Raw genomic sequence first — 13,984 nt, forward strand, 5'->3', positions numbered from 1 at the left:
CACCTCTGGCTAACACTGCTCAATCTCTTGGGCATGTATACCGCCCTCTTCGTTATGGTACGGGGTTGGCGGAGGACTCGCCGCCGCCTAGTCTATCTTGGCGCAGGCGGTATGCTAACGTCCCTCTTGGCCTGCCTGGGAATTCTCTCACTCCTCAAGTGACATGAATGGCTATTTGTGGCGAACTGCCGTTGAAGACTAACGCTTCTGCTGTGCTTTGCCCCTCCTTCCGGCTACCGGGCGTGTTTGCACCTGCCTTGCGAATTTGAACCTCGTTCGGTGAAGCGCTGACGGGTAATAACTGAAGAGAGTCATGGATACCCCAGAGCTCTCTGATGTGGGGAATCCCTATCCGTTGCGGGGACTGCTGGCATCTGAGTATCGCTACTACACTCGTGCGTAGCTGGTCATTAGCGTGTTGTTGCCGTGGTTTCTCATCTACATGTCGAGAAGCCATATAGAGCTACTCTGGCTGCCTGTACTGAATCTGCTCGGTATCTATACAGGACTCTTCTTTGCGGTTCGAGGCTGGCGAAGGGAGCAGACCCGTCAGGTGCACGTGGCAGCGGCCAGTATGGCGGCGTGTCTGCTGCTCTGCTCAGGGCTCTTCTCACTCATGTCTTGACGAAGGTATGGGCCCCGAAGGGTGTGTCCCGGGGGCGCGTGAGAAGAGACCTGACGAGAGGGTGTGGCCCTATTGCGGACAGGGGGGCGGGGCCGAGACGGTAGATCGCCCAAGCGGGACTGGAACACTGCCTAGTTGAGCCCTGCGCGAGGGACACCCCGACATCGTAGTCTCCGCCTTCGGCGCGCTGGTCGGCGCCGAAGGCGCCGACCAGCGTAGTCGGCGAGCAGTTGACGGTCCGGCGGGCAACACCCCGCCGGACCGTTGTCCCATTACCAGCAATGCGCAGGGCTGTTGATCAACGGCCTCGGGCCAGTTCGCCAGTGTGTGGGTCCTCTGACGTCACGTCCCTTAGCTTCCAACTCAGCCACAGGGCCGCGTATGACGACCCGCCAGTAGAAGCGGACGACTGACGTTGACACCCGAGATTCTTCCCGCAGGTTCCCGCTCAGGCGCGGGAGTAGAAGTTACCCAGCTCCGATGCGCCGACTGGGTTGTATACATAGATGGAGAACTGGTATTTCCTGCCTTCGCGCAGGTTGAGATTGCAAACCTTCTTCTTTCCGTACCCCGAGACCTGGCACCTAGCCACGGTGTCCCAGTACCCCTTGGCTCCCTTCTTCTTCTGATTGACGTACACCCTTATGCCAAAGTGGTCACGCCGGGTGTCCTTGACCGTAAGGATGTCACCCTTCTTGTTGAACTTCGCCTTACCTGAGCGGTACGTGTGCCAGTCGCCAGCGTTCGCCGTCCCGGTGCCCGCCACCAAAGCCAGGCCGGTGATTAGGGCAGTTGCTGCAACGAGGCCGTGGGCCCGCTTCTTCATTCAGCACTCTTTCTCTCTCAGGGGGGACGTCGTACCCCACGCGTAAGCGTCAGCATCTCTTTGGGGCTTGACGGTTTGTAGAGATGATCCTACGTCAGGGTGACGCCCCTTCGCATTCCACTGCGACGAAGGGACGACGAGTTCTCGTCAGGATCCGGACCTCTGGCTGAATGAGAGAGTGCGTGAACAAGTCCGACGCAGTCCTGCGATGCGCGACAGCCTCAGAAGGGCAAACTATCCCGCAATGTCACGGCGATGGGCGCCGTCGAGGGTGGGATACGGCAAGCGACGTCTTTCGCAATGGTTTCGATGCCGCAACGCAACGGCTACAGGGCCGGGTTCTCGGTGCCGAGAACTGCGCTGCTCGGTAGCGAGACCGGGGAGAGCTGCGAGTCTAGTAAGCCCAGGTCCTGGGGCGGCCGTCCTTGGTGAGGCCGGACTCCTCGGCAAGTGCGTTCAGTTGTGGTGTCGCGCGGAGCCTTTCGTGAGCCTTCTTGGGGTCGACGTTGACCACACGTGTTGGTCGACTGCCGCCGACCTCGGTCAGGGCTCCGCCATACCGCATGTCTCCGGCGAACCAGAAACGGTCGGCGTTCTTGAAGTGTGTGCGCAGCGGGAGTGACCTGATCCGGAACTCAAGGCCCTTCGCAGGCCGGAGGATGACAACGCTCTGGCCGTTCTCGGGTTCGCCGATGCACTCCTGCCAGGGATAGGCGCGCAGGGTCCGCCCCAGGCGCCTCGCTCCGCCGACTGCCAGGGCGGCGAACGAGAGGGTGAAGGGCGCGATGACCATGAGGGTGACGGCCGCGGGAAGTAGTGGGCCGGGGTCCTTCACCAGACTGATGCCCGTGTAGAAGATCGCGAGGGCGGCGATCTGGCCGTACAGTGCGGCGCTGCGGCGCAGCATGGACCGTCGCCAGCCTGCTGCCGTTTCCGGGTGGTGCATGGCCACCTTCGGGACGCCCCCCACCCGGACCGGCCCGCGGGCCAAGGCCCCTTCGGGAGGGGCCACGCGTGCCCCGACGGCGAGGGCACGGCGACGTGCTTCCTCACTGATCGGACCGTCATAGGCGGCGATCCGGCTCTCGAGCGCGGAGGGCTGTATCACGGTGCGCATCCGCCTTGGACCGGGAAGAGCGACCACCGTTATGAAGCGCGGGTCGCCCGCGAACCACACCTCGTCCGGAACCATCGAACCGGGTGGGGGCGGCCCGTCTTCGCGGGAAGGGAAGAGGCGGGCACTGGCGAGCAGGTGGACATCCAAGTAAGGAGCGTCAGGGTTGGGAAGGACGAGTTTGTGCTGTCCCGCGGCATCGACGTAAACCGCACCGTGGAGGCGCTGCCAAGGATAGGTACGCAAAACCTTCTGTTCACCGTGTGCCGCGATCGCCTGAGCAACTGCCCTGGCGCAGAGGGAGAACAGCACGAGCGACAAGATCCAGAGGAACAGGAAGCCCCAGCTCACCGTCGCATCGGGAAGGTTGTGCAGGGCGACAAGACATGCCACTCCGAGCGCCAACAGTCCAAGAGCTCCGGCGGAGTGCAGAAGGAGTCTGACGCGGATCGCGCGCTGAGTGGCCGGGTGGTCGTAAGCGCATGCGTACGTCGAGACGGCGCGGTTTGTGGATGAAACGCTCACGAGGTCCTCCAATCGTTCAGCCGACCCGGGCGCCTACGGCGAGCGCTCGCTCCCGGGCTTCTTGGGTCACGCCCTTACGGCGTGGCGACATGCGTCGGTCGACGGCCTCACGTTGAGCTACCAGCCTCAACCGACCCTTCTGGACGTCGCGGTGGGCGACCACTCCGACGAATCGGGGATCGCCGCAGAAATGCACCTCTTGCCCGTCGTGCGCACGACACCAGCGGCCCCAATAGGTGAGCCTCCCGGCGAAGGCCATCCGCAGGCGAACGGAAACGTGCTGGGCCGGATTGTCCGGATTGACTCCCTCAAATCGGCATCCGGGCTTGTCGGCTGTGCGGGCGACGGCCGATGACCACGCATAGACCTTCAGGACACGCCGGATCTGCACCAAGCTGAACAGCTGCGCAACCCGGTAGAGGATGTGGAGTGCAACCGCCATTCCCACGCCCACCCACAGCGGGACGAGCCAGCGCGGCGTCATGACCGTGGCGAACAGCCAGGCCGGAAACGTGATGCCGGCGCAGAGGACGCCCACCAGCTCTTGAAGCAGCGATGTGCGCCAACCCTGGCGGGTGGCGGAATCACCCCATGCGGGTGAGATCGTGGAGAAAGCCATCCTGAGTTTTCCGGTATTCGAAGTCAGCGAGTTTTCGACGTTGGTCCCTATATCTGTCGCATATGTGGCGGCCCTGACGGTGTTCGGGCAGTGTTCGGATTCTCCGGAACCCTACCGACGGGAATCGGTGGGTCAACCGGCAGTCGCGGATGACTGTGCGTGAGGGCCTCAACGCTCCCCGGCCCCCGGGCGGAGCGACGCTGTCTCGGCCGTGTGCCGCGCGAGCGGCCGGATGCCGGGAGCGCGCCATGGCATGTCCGGTGGGTCAGGTCGTTGTCGCTAGGATCACGGATTCCGGCCGACGCCGGCCGGGCGCGTGAAAGGGGGAGGCGTGGAGTGGTGGCAGGTCGTCATCGTGGCAGTGGGACTGCTCTTCCTGATCGTCGGGGGGTTCTCAGGATGGCGACGCCGGTCGAGGCCGGAAGAACAACGGATCGCGGAGGCCGAGCAGCGGTTCTTCGTCGAGGCGGGGCCCTCGGTCGAGATCGACTCGACCGAGGCGAACCTGAAGAGCGAGCCGCTGACCCACCTTGCCCTGCAGCATGGCTATGAGCTGGACAGAACCGAGCAGCGCCGTGTGGGTTACTTCAGGACCTTGAAGTACCACTTCGTCTTCCGGGGCCCCGACGCGAAACCGGCGCCGTACCTCCCCGAATCTCCGCAATACGGCGCATACATGCGCTGGGAGGCGCGCCAGAGGCAGAGAACCCTCCGGATCGCAGTAGTGGTGTGGCTGATCCTGGCCGTGCTTGTCGGTGCCACCGTTGTGCGGATCCTGGTCTAGGTTCCGGCTGGAGTCGAGGTCGGGCCACTGGGCATGGTGTGACGGTTGCGGAGGGCTTCTCGTACGGCTGAGATGCCGCGGGCGGTGATGGCAGGCCGTACGTCTTCGGGGGCCGGGAGGACTCCGGCGCACCGGCTGCAGATGCCGACGTCCTGGCCCCGGGGGAGTGGGTCGCGGCACTCGGCGCACTCCGGTAGCGGGCCGGCCGGAGCGGCGGGGTCGAGTGATGTGCGCGGTGCCGGGAGCTTCCGGCGCAGACGGTCGGCGACGAATGCCGCGGGTGCGTGCACGATGGGCGGCAGGCCGGTGGTGAGGGCGCCTTGCAGCTCCAGCTCCGACGCTCCGCGCGTCAGCCATTCCGCGGCCAGCGGCGCAAGCGCTGCTGCCTCGGCCGCACCGAGGCGGAGCCGCGGCTCACGCTCGCCCAGCCGGTAGAGCACGGCTGCTGTGGGGCCGTGATCGGATGGCGGCGGTTCGGGCAGGCCTGCGGACGGGGTCGCGCTGGTGGAAGGTGTGCTGGGCGGCAGGATGGGGTGGGTGGTGTTCTCCTCGGTGTTCTCTCCTTTTGGAGATGCACCGACGGCCTGCACCGCCGGTTCGACGACAGTCAGGACCCGGGCCTTCGGGCATGCGGCTTCTTCGAAGGCGGCATCGATCTCCTCAGGTGCCGTCAACGCGACATTGGAGACGAGCACTTGGGTGCACCACTTGTCCGTCGCCCGGTCCCGCTTCCGGCGGGTGTGCAGGAGCCCCTCTGCTTCGAGCTGCCTGCGGGCGTTGCGCACGGCGATACGCTCTTCTGGCATCTTCTCTCCGATGCTCTGGACGGTCTCCCGGGAGCCTTCGGGCAACGAGAGAGCCCATTGGAGGAGGCGTACGGCGGTGCCGTTGAGGCGCGGATGGCGGATGATCTCGTTCGGCGTCTGCGAGAAGGAACGCGCGGGGGCGATAGCATGCCTGAGCATCCCAGTGGACCTCGATTCCACTCGGTGGTGAAGGCCCTCAGACGGTGTTGGCGCACCGCTGAGGGCCGCTTCGTTGGGCACGAAGCGTAACCTCATCGCTACTCTAGCGTGATCTCGCCGCTCGTGCGTCCAACCCGTCGTATGACGAAAGTGCCCATGCAAGGACCGGAGTTGGGTCTCAATAGTTGGCGCGAATCCCCAAGGTCACGTTGCTCTCGCCCCTCACGCCCCAATCGGCCATGACGCACAGGGTGAGGTGCAGAAGGAGGGGGTGGACCAGGCGACCGTCGGGAGTGGGCGGGAAGCGCCAGGACAGCGGCCACGTCGCTCCCTCCAACGCTGGAATGCCCACGTAGCAGGCCCGGCGATGTGGCTCGCCGCTAGTGAGTCGGTGCGCCGCGGTCGGCCAGGGGCGGTGGCGAGTGCTGCCGGCGGGGACCAGGAAGTAGACCGAGCGATCGCCGTTCGCCTGCTGGATCACGGGTCCGGGGTCGCCGCCGGTCAGCTTGGCGAGCTGGTCGGCGAGCTCACGGCCGAACGCTCCGGCGAGCCGTACGGCATCGAAGTAGACGCCCGCCTTGCGGAGTTGAATCCCGGATTCCGGAACCCAGGGCAGAGGAACGCCGACCTCGTGACTTTCAGTGTTCATGAGACCACTGTCGGCGCTGCTGGCTACTGTCGATAGTGACTGAGCGTCGACGGGCGGCAGCGTTTGGCTGCGCTCGTACGCGAGTTGAGTCGGGTTGAAGCGGGTTGTGAGAGGGGGTGGCCGGCATGACGCGGGCAGTGCGCAAGGAGACGGCATCGGCGACCGGGCAGTACTTTGCCGAGATGGTGAGGACGCTGCGTGAGCAGGCAGGGCTGACGCAGGACGAGTTGGGCAAGCGCATCAACTACACGGGCGCGGCGATCAGCAACGTGGAGAACTGCAAGGGGCTGCCGAGCGAGAAGATGATCGCGGGGCTGGAGGAGGTGCTGGGCGCTGGGACAGGGCTGCTGCAGATGGCGGGCAAGTACCTCGTACTCGACCGCTATCCGCCGTACTTCAAGGACTACGTGGTGCTGGAGGCGGCGGCGAGGAATGTCTCCTCGTACCAGACGATGGTGATCGACGGCCTGTTCCAGACCCAGGCGTATGCCCGTGCTGTGCTGCGTTGCGGGTTCCCGCCGTTGAGCGAGGAGGAGGTGGAGCAGCTGGTCGAGGCGCGGATGGACCGGAAGGCACTGTTCGATCGCAAGCCGATCCCGCTGATCGAGCTTGTCCTCGAAGAGTCTGCGCTGCTGCGGCAGGTCGGCCCCAAAGAGGTGATGAGGGCCCAACTTGCACATCTTGCTGAGTGCGCCGACCGTCGCAATGTGACTGTTCAGGTCATTCCGCTCAGTAGAGGTGCCCGGGGTGAACACGCTGGCCTCGACGGTCCGATGAAGCTGATCGAGACTCCAGAGCACCATCACCTGGTCTACCTGGAGTCCCAGCGCAAGAGCCTGCTCATCAGCGATCCGGAAGAGGTCAGCGCTCTCGCGACACGGTATGCAATGATCCGCGCACAAGCACTGGGCCCGGATGAATCTCTCGAGCTCATCAAGCGGTTGGTTGGGGAGTGATGAACACCTTGCAGTGGTTCAAGTCCAGTTTTAGCGACTCCGGTGGCGGCGACTGCGTCGAGATCGCGATCCAACCCGGCGAAGCGGTTCACATACGGGACTCCAAGAACCCTTCCGGCCCGTCCCTCACCTTCGCTCCCACCGAGTGGTCCGCGTTTGTGGCCTTCGCGTCCGCCCACGTTGAGCCGCACGAGGCCTGAGTTGCGCCTAATGTTGTGCACAGCCTGACGGCCCTGCACCCCCCGATCCGGTCTCTGTGTGCCGGGGCTCGCCCGCGTCTGTGGTTGCGGCTGTGCGACAACGGCGTTGTGACGACGGCGTGATGGAGCCGCTCCCGGCGCAGGGCGTCGTTCTGAACGTTGTTAGGGTCGCCTGTTGATCACCAGTGCCAGCAACGACCTTGGGGGGCCGTGTCGGACGACATGTACATCGATAACAGCAGCTGCTGAGGTTGAACTCGCGGTGTCGTGCGGGGCTGACAGTCCTTGATCCGTGCGGTTCTGGCGGTGAGCCCGCCGCGCGACCGCGTCGTCGTCCCCCTCCATGGCCCGGCCGCACACCAGTCGAGCGGGTCCGCGGCCGCTCCCGCAGACGGGTCTCGATCGCCGCGTTGACCTGCTACAAACCCGGACACAGGTCCCGGCTGATCTACCGGCCTCGTCGCGACGACTGGCGGCCCGATCGTCCTCGTGTGGGACAACCTCAACGTCCACAAGGCCGCCGGGACTGCGGGAGTGCGCCACATCACGGGACTGGCTTACCATCTACTACCTGCCGCCCTACGCACCCGACCTCAACCCCGTCGAAGGCATCTGGTCCCTGCTGCGGCGCAGCTGGCTCTCCAACGCCGCCTTCACCACCCCCGAGCACCTCGTCCGGCGCATCAGGCGCGGCTTACGCCACATCCAGTACCGCAGCGACCTTATAGACGGCTGCCTCACCGAGACCGGCCTGATCATCAGCCCCTGAGCATCCAGGACGACAGCACCAGTTCAACCTCAGTAACAACCTCGTGCATGGTTGGCCGAGGCGGTTGTCCCAGATGCAGAATGACGGGCCGCCGCATCCGGAGTCGTTGCTCGGTGGCCGCCAAGGTCGTGGCGGGGCGGCTTCCGGTGCCGTACGGTCCTGCCGGAGCGCATACACAGGGAGGATGGAACACGCGTGGGGTCTGGGTCGGGGGCGGCACTGCCAGAGGATGGACGCCGCCTTTTCCAGCTGCTTTCCGACCGACCCATCGAGGCGGACAGTGCAGACCGGCTCGGCTACGGGGTATCCGCGGACGCGCTGGCCGATCTTATGGACCATCAGGAGACGGAGACGCCCCTGACGGTCGCCATCACCGGCCCGTGGGGATCGGGCAAGACCTCGATGGCCCGGCTGGTGGAGCAGCGTCTGACGGTGGTGCACAGCTGGCCCGAGCCGCACCTGATCTGCCGGTTCAACGCGTGGCTGCATGACGATGCACCCAGTCCCGGGTTGGCGCTGGCGTCCGCGGTCACGCGCCTGGTGGACCGGCATCGGCCGTTGTGGCGGCGAATGTTCCAACCAGTGGCCTTGTCGATGATCTCGCCGAGGCAGCGGTGGCACCGGCAGTGGTGGGCCGGCGCGCTGGCGGTGGTGGCCGCGGTCGCCATGATGTTGTGGGTGCGGACCCGCCGCGTCGCGGACGCTCTGGCCGGCGGCAAGGGCGCGCTGAAGGATCTCGAAGGGATCGTACGGCCAGATTTCGTGGTGGCCACCGCGCTGGTGGCGCTGCTGTTCTGGGCGGTGGCCAGCAAGTTGTTCACCGCGACGACGGCGGTCTCCCGGTTCTTAAGCAGTCCGCAGGAAGAGGCCGCCAAGGGCTCCATGGAGGCCGTGCACAGCGAGCTCGGCAAACTGATCGGCCAAGCCTTGGGGAGCCGTCGGCGCAGGCGCCGACTGGTGATCGTGGTGGACGATCTGGATCGCTGCAGCGGTGAGCGGGCCCTGGAGATCTGCCAGGTGGCGGCCAAGCTGCTGAGTCATCCCGACGTGGTCACCGTGCTCGTCGGCGAGCTTGATGCGCTGGGGGCTGCGGCCGCGGCACAGTTTGCCTCAGACGCTGAACCGGCCGATACCCCCATGGACTTACAACAGGGCCGGGCATATCTGGACAAGCTGATCCAGGTCAGGATGGATCTTCCGGCCCTCGATACTCCCGAGATCCAGGCGATGGTCCTCGCGGGCAATCCCCCACGGCCTGCCACATCGCCGCCTTGGACCGTGCGTACCCACCGGTGGCTGCGCGAACTTCCCAGCCGCCTGCGGCAGGCCCTGCGCGATCTGGACCGGGAACACCTGAAGAGGTACGCCCTCTACGCGCCGCTGGTGGGTGTCACCCTGCTGTTTCTGTTCCCCATCGGGGAATCCCTCGCCCGGTCACCTGATCGTTCAACCACTGCACCGCACACTGCGGTCGCGGCCGCTGCCGCGCGCCCTGCAATCCAAGAACGCTCGATAAGGCAGCCGTGCCCCGCGTCGATCAAAGTGGCTGATTCCGCGGCCGCACCAGCGACGTCGGTCACCAGGACCATCGCCTTCGCAGGCGCTGGTGACGACAACCTCGACGGCGACAAGTTCGCCGAGAATCTGAAGGACTTCTTCGCGCCCATCGCAGCTGTCCTCATCGGCGTCATCGGATTGAAGTACCTGTTCGGACAACAGAAGAGCCTCGCCGGATTCGTGGGCTTCATGGTGCTGGCCATCGCCGTCTTCGCTCTCATCAAGCACGGCGAGGACCTGCTCTACTGGCTCGGCTGCACACTCAAGAGCTGGCTCGGGAACGGCAACGAGAACTGTGACGGGGCCGGCTATCGCGGTATCAACGACGTCGACTTCTTCCGCGGCATCGACTTCCTCGTCGCCGCGGTCGGCAGCGCGTTCACCGTGGCAGCCGGTATCCGGATCCGCCCAGGCTACGGAGCCCGGCGCCAAGGCGAGAACCTCGACGAGGCGATCCGGCAGGCCGCTGCCCGCCCCGGCACACCGCTCGCCACCGTGGCCGCCGAAGCGCGCAGCCGCTTTCCGTGGGTATCCCCAGAGCAGATGCGCCGGCGCATCGACCGCATCATGCTCGAGCACCCCACCATGCAGCAGGCCCAGCAGGAGCTACTGAGGTACCTGCCGAGCAACCCGCGAGCCGCGAAGCGGACCATGACCCAGCTACGGATCGCGGTCATCATCGCCTTCGGCCGCGGCCTGATCAGCGACAACTCCCCGCTCACCGCCGCGCATCTGGCCAAATGGGTTGCCCTCAACGAACGGTGGCCGATGGTCGCCGACACGCTGCGCCGTACTCCCGAGCAGCTTGCCCGGTGGGAGAGCTCCGACCTCGACGCTGTCATCACCCTGATGGACCAGGTCGCTCCTGGACAGTCGGCAAGCGACTTCCACGACTTCCTGCACACTGCCCCGTCCCTGGTCCCGCACCAGTGGCAGCTCCAGCACCTCAACCGCGCCACCACCATGGCGCAGCCATCCCCCAGCCCCTGACATACGGACAAATAGCAGCCGCAGTCAGCCAAGTTGGGACGGGGGTTCCAGCTACTGCCCGCATGACACACGGACCGCTCGATATTGGCCGCGGACCGCACCTGCGGTGAATCCACCCGCCTGCGACACGGCGAGTTCAACCTGAGTAACAAAAGGAGCTGAGTTGTCGGTGGCTGATCAGACAGCAGGCGAGTTTGAGGAAGGCTTCGTGCATGTCGGCCCGCCGTTCCCAGCGGACGCGCAGACGCCGGAAGCCGTGCAGCCAGGCAAAGGTCCTCTTGACCACCCACCGGTAGGTACCCAGTCCTGTGCCATGCCGGGTGCCGCGCCGCGCGATAGCTGGCACGATTCCTCGGGCATGGACCTTCTCGCGGTAAACGTCGTGGTCATAGCCGCGGTCGGCGAACAGCGAGTCCGGCTTCCGACGGGGGCCGCCCAACGGCGGCACCGGACGGGCGGGATGGCGTCGAGTAGCGGCAGGAGCTGGGTGACATCGTGACGGTTGCCGCCGGTCAGGATGACCGCGAGCGGAGTGCCGCGACCGTCCGTGAAGAGGTGGTGCTTGGAGCCGGCCCGGCCCCGGTCGACCGGCGACGGGCCCGTGTGGATCCCCCTTTTAACGCCCTGACATGGGAGGAGTCGACTACACAGCGGGACCAGTCCAGCTTCGCTGCCGCGTTCAGTTCACCCAGCAGCACTTCGTGTAGCCGCTCCCACACCCTGGCCTCGTTCCAATCCCGCAGCCGCCGCCAGCACGTCAAGCCCGAACCGAAGCCCAGTTCCCTCGGCAGGTGTTCCCACTGGATACCGGTGTGCAGCACGTACAGGATCCCGCACAGGACCTCGCGGTCGGGCAACGGCTTGCGGTCCGGATACCGGAACCGCCGTTCCTTGCTGGAAGCAGCGGTTCGATCCGCTCCCACAGCTCATCCGACACGATCCACGGCGGCGCTCCCACGCGAACGACAACGCCAACTCACCATCCAGGCACGGCTACCAGAACCGGACCACCTCATTGTGTTAGCCGTTGTTAGACAAGCCTCATCGTCCCAGTTCAGAAGGCACTTTCGCTTTCCCGCTCAAGATCCGGGCACCGTGGCAAGTGAAACGCGCAGATTAGGAATCCGGTCACCTCCAAGCCGACACATCACTGCGAAACCAGACGTGCTGTGACCACGCCGAAAGACCTGGGCTCGACAGGGCCCCGCACACCTACGTCCCGTAAACGCGGAGACGGAAACTGACCCGCCACCTGATCCAGGCGCGCCATGACCGCCTGATGCGCTCCGGCCCCGCGTTCTTCCGCTCCCCGGCGAACAGCCTCCACGCGTTCGGCTGCATGAACAGCAGCTCACCACTGCCCGGCACTATGGCCGCCCCGCCGAACGGATCATCACCTGCGAACCACACACCGTCCGAAATGCCCTCCGGCCACCTGCGACGCCCCAGAGGATCCTTCGCGCGCATCGTGGCTTCCTGACCCTGGCCATGAAAGCGGAAGGAGAGCAACTCGCCGTCCTTCCTCACATTGGTGACCGGCCCCCGGAATTCGAGGGGGTAGGTATGGAAGACCCGCGAGCACTTCAAGATCCAGAGCACCCGGCTCCACAAGAAGATCACCGTGACGATGAACCCGAAGAATCCCACAAGGCCCGGTAGGAACAGGTAATCGATCTCCGAGTAGAACGCCAGAAGCCACACAGCCAGGAAGATCGGACCCCGCTTTGCGAAGCGCTTCAGCGCGAAAATGTAGTGGTGCCTCAACGCCCCACGGAAGTCCGTTCCATCAGTCGCGTAAGGCGCTTGGCTTGACTCTGACACAGCGCGCTCCTCGCCCTTTCCAGTGTTCACCCGAAACGACTCCTTTCTTCTGAGACGAATCCGGAGCTGAGAACAGTCCGGGCTGGCCGGTGCTTCGGCGGGCTCGTCCGGATCTGTGAACGAGAGCGTACGAGCGACACCGAGCAGTACGCCGCGGTAGTCCTCGGCGAGATCCAACGACGCGGTCACCAACTGCGCTCTATGGACAGACGTGGCATGTCGGCACAGTGCATTGCCTGAAGTTGCTGGACAGATTCGCATTGACGGAAATCCGAGCTCAGACCGGGCTCCTCACCGGCATCGACCTTCGCCTGGCTGATCCGCAGCCGCACCGCAGTCTCGGTCAGGTCGAAGTCCTTCGCCCCCTGACCAATCGAGCGGCCTCCGCGCCGGCACACGCTCGACGATCTCGGCCTTGAACTCTGGCGTGAACGACCGCCTGCGACGCGGCTTCTTCTTCCCCATCCTCTCCATGGTGGACATCCTCCCGGGGCCGTAACCCCTGATCTCGGATGTCCGTCAAAGCGGATCAAGCCCAGTGCAAAGACCCACACCACCTCAGACATCCGACATCCGCCGCGCCATCGGCATCAGGAAAGGTCGCCGCCCATGACTCCGGCAAACGAGGCCGGGTCGGCATGGAACCCCGGATGACCCTGCGGAACTCCCAGCTCCGCCCTCTCCCGGTGCGGCACCAGCAGAACCACCCGGTCCGCCGTCTGGCCGGGAGCCGGTGCGAGAGCCTCGTAAGCCTCGGCCTCGGGCTGCTCGTTCAGCCGGACCAGCACCCGCTCCGCAACGACGAGTTCCTCTCGTTGGGCCGTCACGACGCCGTCCTGATCTGTCTCTGGCCTGCCGCCGCGTCGACGTCCTGCACGCCATTCTCAAACACCGCAGCTTCTACCAGCCGAAGGACGACCAGACTGCCTGAACAAGCCCGCGCACCTTGACCGAATCAATAGAAGCAGCCCCATGCCGCGAAGCTCCAGGTTCCCCGCCCTCGACGAATGAGACTCACGCAGGCAAGTCGGTGTGGTCCCGCCAATCTCACAGCTTGCCGGCGATGACTCCGCGCCAGGTCCACCCCGCGCCCAGGACGGTGTCCTGCAGGGGGTTCTTCAGGTCAGAGCTGTCGAAGCTGAATGTCTCGGTCGCTTCGAGGCCGCCATCTTCGCCCCCGCCGAGCGTCCAGCGCTTCGAGACCGTCTGCACTTGGCCACGTTGGGCCTCGGCCGCGATGGCCAGCCTGGGGGTGTCGCCAACCCACGTGACCTCGTATTGCTGGTCGAGGGAGCGGACTTCGTGCTTCTCCGGGACCAGGCGCATACGGACCTGGAACACTCGGCTCACCTGGGTGCGGACGAAGAAGGTCTGCCAGGCCGGGTCCAGGATGCGCCACTCGGCCACCAGGTCCGCGCCCTCCGCGCGGCCGTCCCGGATGACGTATGGGACGTCAGGGCGGTTGAGGCCGAGTAGAGCCGCCTGGACCTCAGCGGCGGATCGCGGGGCGACACCGTCGGCGGGGCGCTTGGTTCCGGTCAGCCTGTCGAAGAGTCCCATGAAATCAACCTATGAGGAGTCGGA

The 13,984-nt window shown here is 65.3% G+C and carries 12 protein-coding genes and 2 pseudogenes; 5 read left to right on the forward strand and 9 right to left on the reverse strand.

All coding sequences use genetic code 11. From position 1 onward, the window contains the following. Positions 1 to 1,073: 1,073 nt before the first annotated feature. The 3 genes from ACTWQI_RS09415 to ACTWQI_RS09425 form a co-directional block, all read right to left on the reverse strand. Positions 1,074 to 1,451, reverse strand: coding sequence for a hypothetical protein (locus ACTWQI_RS09415; RefSeq protein ID WP_443269293.1), 378 nt, complete (start codon positions 1,449 to 1,451; stop codon positions 1,074 to 1,076). A gap of 394 nt (positions 1,452 to 1,845) precedes the next feature. Then, positions 1,846 to 3,090, reverse strand: a complete 1,245-nt coding sequence (locus ACTWQI_RS09420) for a hypothetical protein (RefSeq protein ID WP_443269294.1) — start codon at positions 3,088 to 3,090, stop codon at positions 1,846 to 1,848. Between the two features lie 16 nt (positions 3,091 to 3,106). Continuing rightward, positions 3,107 to 3,709, reverse strand: coding sequence for a hypothetical protein (locus ACTWQI_RS09425; RefSeq protein WP_443269295.1), 603 nt, complete (start codon positions 3,707 to 3,709; stop codon positions 3,107 to 3,109). Between the two features lie 331 nt (positions 3,710 to 4,040). On the opposite strand from ACTWQI_RS09425, the gene ACTWQI_RS09430 reads away from it, so the two are divergent. Continuing rightward, a complete protein-coding gene (locus ACTWQI_RS09430) occupies positions 4,041 to 4,493 on the forward strand; it encodes a hypothetical protein (RefSeq protein ID WP_443269296.1) in 453 nt (150 codons plus the stop codon). Here the strand turns inward: ACTWQI_RS09430 and ACTWQI_RS09435 are convergent. Together ACTWQI_RS09435 and ACTWQI_RS09440 are read right to left on the reverse strand one after the other, a co-directional pair. Further along, positions 4,490 to 5,458, reverse strand: a complete 969-nt coding sequence (locus ACTWQI_RS09435; RefSeq protein ID WP_443269297.1) for a hypothetical protein — start codon at positions 5,456 to 5,458, stop codon at positions 4,490 to 4,492. The genes ACTWQI_RS09430 and ACTWQI_RS09435 overlap by 4 nt on opposite strands. Before the next feature lie 178 nt (positions 5,459 to 5,636). Then, positions 5,637 to 6,107, reverse strand: coding sequence for a hypothetical protein (locus ACTWQI_RS09440; RefSeq protein ID WP_443269298.1), 471 nt, complete (start codon positions 6,105 to 6,107; stop codon positions 5,637 to 5,639). A 125-nt stretch (positions 6,108 to 6,232) separates the two neighbouring features. Between ACTWQI_RS09440 and ACTWQI_RS09445 the strand changes: the two genes are divergently transcribed. The 4 genes and pseudogenes from ACTWQI_RS09445 to ACTWQI_RS09460 all read left to right on the forward strand — a co-directional run bounded on the left by ACTWQI_RS09445 (position 6,233) and on the right by ACTWQI_RS09460 (position 10,579). Continuing rightward, positions 6,233 to 7,063 carry a helix-turn-helix domain-containing protein gene (locus ACTWQI_RS09445; protein WP_443269299.1) on the forward strand — a complete coding sequence of 277 codons (831 nt, stop codon included), beginning with the start codon at positions 6,233 to 6,235 and terminating at the stop codon, positions 7,061 to 7,063. After that, positions 7,063 to 7,263 (forward strand): DUF397 domain-containing protein, encoded by a 201-nt coding sequence (locus ACTWQI_RS09450; protein ID WP_443269300.1) that lies wholly within the window; start codon positions 7,063 to 7,065, stop codon positions 7,261 to 7,263. Before ACTWQI_RS09445 ends, ACTWQI_RS09450 begins: the two co-directional genes overlap by 1 nt. A 323-nt stretch (positions 7,264 to 7,586) precedes the next feature. Further along, positions 7,587 to 8,032, forward strand: a pseudogene (locus ACTWQI_RS09455) (transposase); the annotation flags it as partial. A 195-nt stretch (positions 8,033 to 8,227) separates the two neighbouring features. Further along, positions 8,228 to 10,579 carry a KAP family P-loop NTPase fold protein gene (locus tag ACTWQI_RS09460; protein WP_443269301.1) on the forward strand — a complete coding sequence of 784 codons (2,352 nt, stop codon included), beginning with the start codon at positions 8,228 to 8,230 and terminating at the stop codon, positions 10,577 to 10,579. A gap of 136 nt (positions 10,580 to 10,715) precedes the next feature. Here ACTWQI_RS09460 and ACTWQI_RS09465 read toward each other — a convergent pair. The 4 genes and pseudogenes from ACTWQI_RS09465 to ACTWQI_RS09480 all read right to left on the reverse strand — a co-directional run bounded on the left by ACTWQI_RS09465 (position 10,716) and on the right by ACTWQI_RS09480 (position 13,960). Further along, positions 10,716 to 11,537, reverse strand: a pseudogene (locus tag ACTWQI_RS09465) (IS5 family transposase). A gap of 254 nt (positions 11,538 to 11,791) precedes the next feature. Further along, entirely contained in the window at positions 11,792 to 12,589 is a 798-nt protein-coding gene (locus tag ACTWQI_RS09470; protein WP_443269302.1) for a hypothetical protein, read from the reverse strand. A 401-nt stretch (positions 12,590 to 12,990) separates the two neighbouring features. Continuing rightward, on the reverse strand, positions 12,991 to 13,227 hold the full coding sequence (locus ACTWQI_RS09475; protein WP_443269303.1) for a hypothetical protein: 237 nt from the start codon (positions 13,225 to 13,227) through the stop codon (positions 12,991 to 12,993). Positions 13,228 to 13,447: 220 nt separating this feature from the next. Further along, positions 13,448 to 13,960: a hypothetical protein gene (locus ACTWQI_RS09480; protein WP_443269304.1), complete on the reverse strand. Its 513-nt coding sequence runs from the start codon at positions 13,958 to 13,960 to the stop codon at positions 13,448 to 13,450. Positions 13,961 to 13,984: the final 24 nt, after the last annotated feature.

Source organism: Streptomyces sp. KR80 (genome assembly GCF_052245555.1).
Classification (GTDB): Bacteria; Actinomycetota; Actinomycetes; order Streptomycetales; family Streptomycetaceae; genus Streptomyces.

Excerpts from the sequence above, each read along its gene's own strand:
- ACTWQI_RS09440 (WP_443269298.1), bottom strand. The coding sequence starts at position 6,107 with ATGAACACTGAAAGTCACGAGGTCGGCGTTCCTCTGCCCTGGGTTCCG.
- ACTWQI_RS09435 (WP_443269297.1), bottom strand. The coding sequence starts at position 5,458 with ATGCTCAGGCATGCTATCGCCCCCGCGCGTTCCTTCTCGCAGACGCCG.
- ACTWQI_RS09425 (WP_443269295.1), bottom strand. The coding sequence starts at position 3,709 with ATGGCTTTCTCCACGATCTCACCCGCATGGGGTGATTCCGCCACCCGC.
- ACTWQI_RS09445 (WP_443269299.1), top strand. The coding sequence starts at position 6,233 with ATGACGCGGGCAGTGCGCAAGGAGACGGCATCGGCGACCGGGCAGTAC.
- ACTWQI_RS09450 (WP_443269300.1), top strand. The coding sequence starts at position 7,063 with ATGAACACCTTGCAGTGGTTCAAGTCCAGTTTTAGCGACTCCGGTGGC.
- ACTWQI_RS09415 (WP_443269293.1), bottom strand. The coding sequence starts at position 1,451 with ATGAAGAAGCGGGCCCACGGCCTCGTTGCAGCAACTGCCCTAATCACC.
- ACTWQI_RS09480 (WP_443269304.1), bottom strand. The coding sequence starts at position 13,960 with ATGGGACTCTTCGACAGGCTGACCGGAACCAAGCGCCCCGCCGACGGT.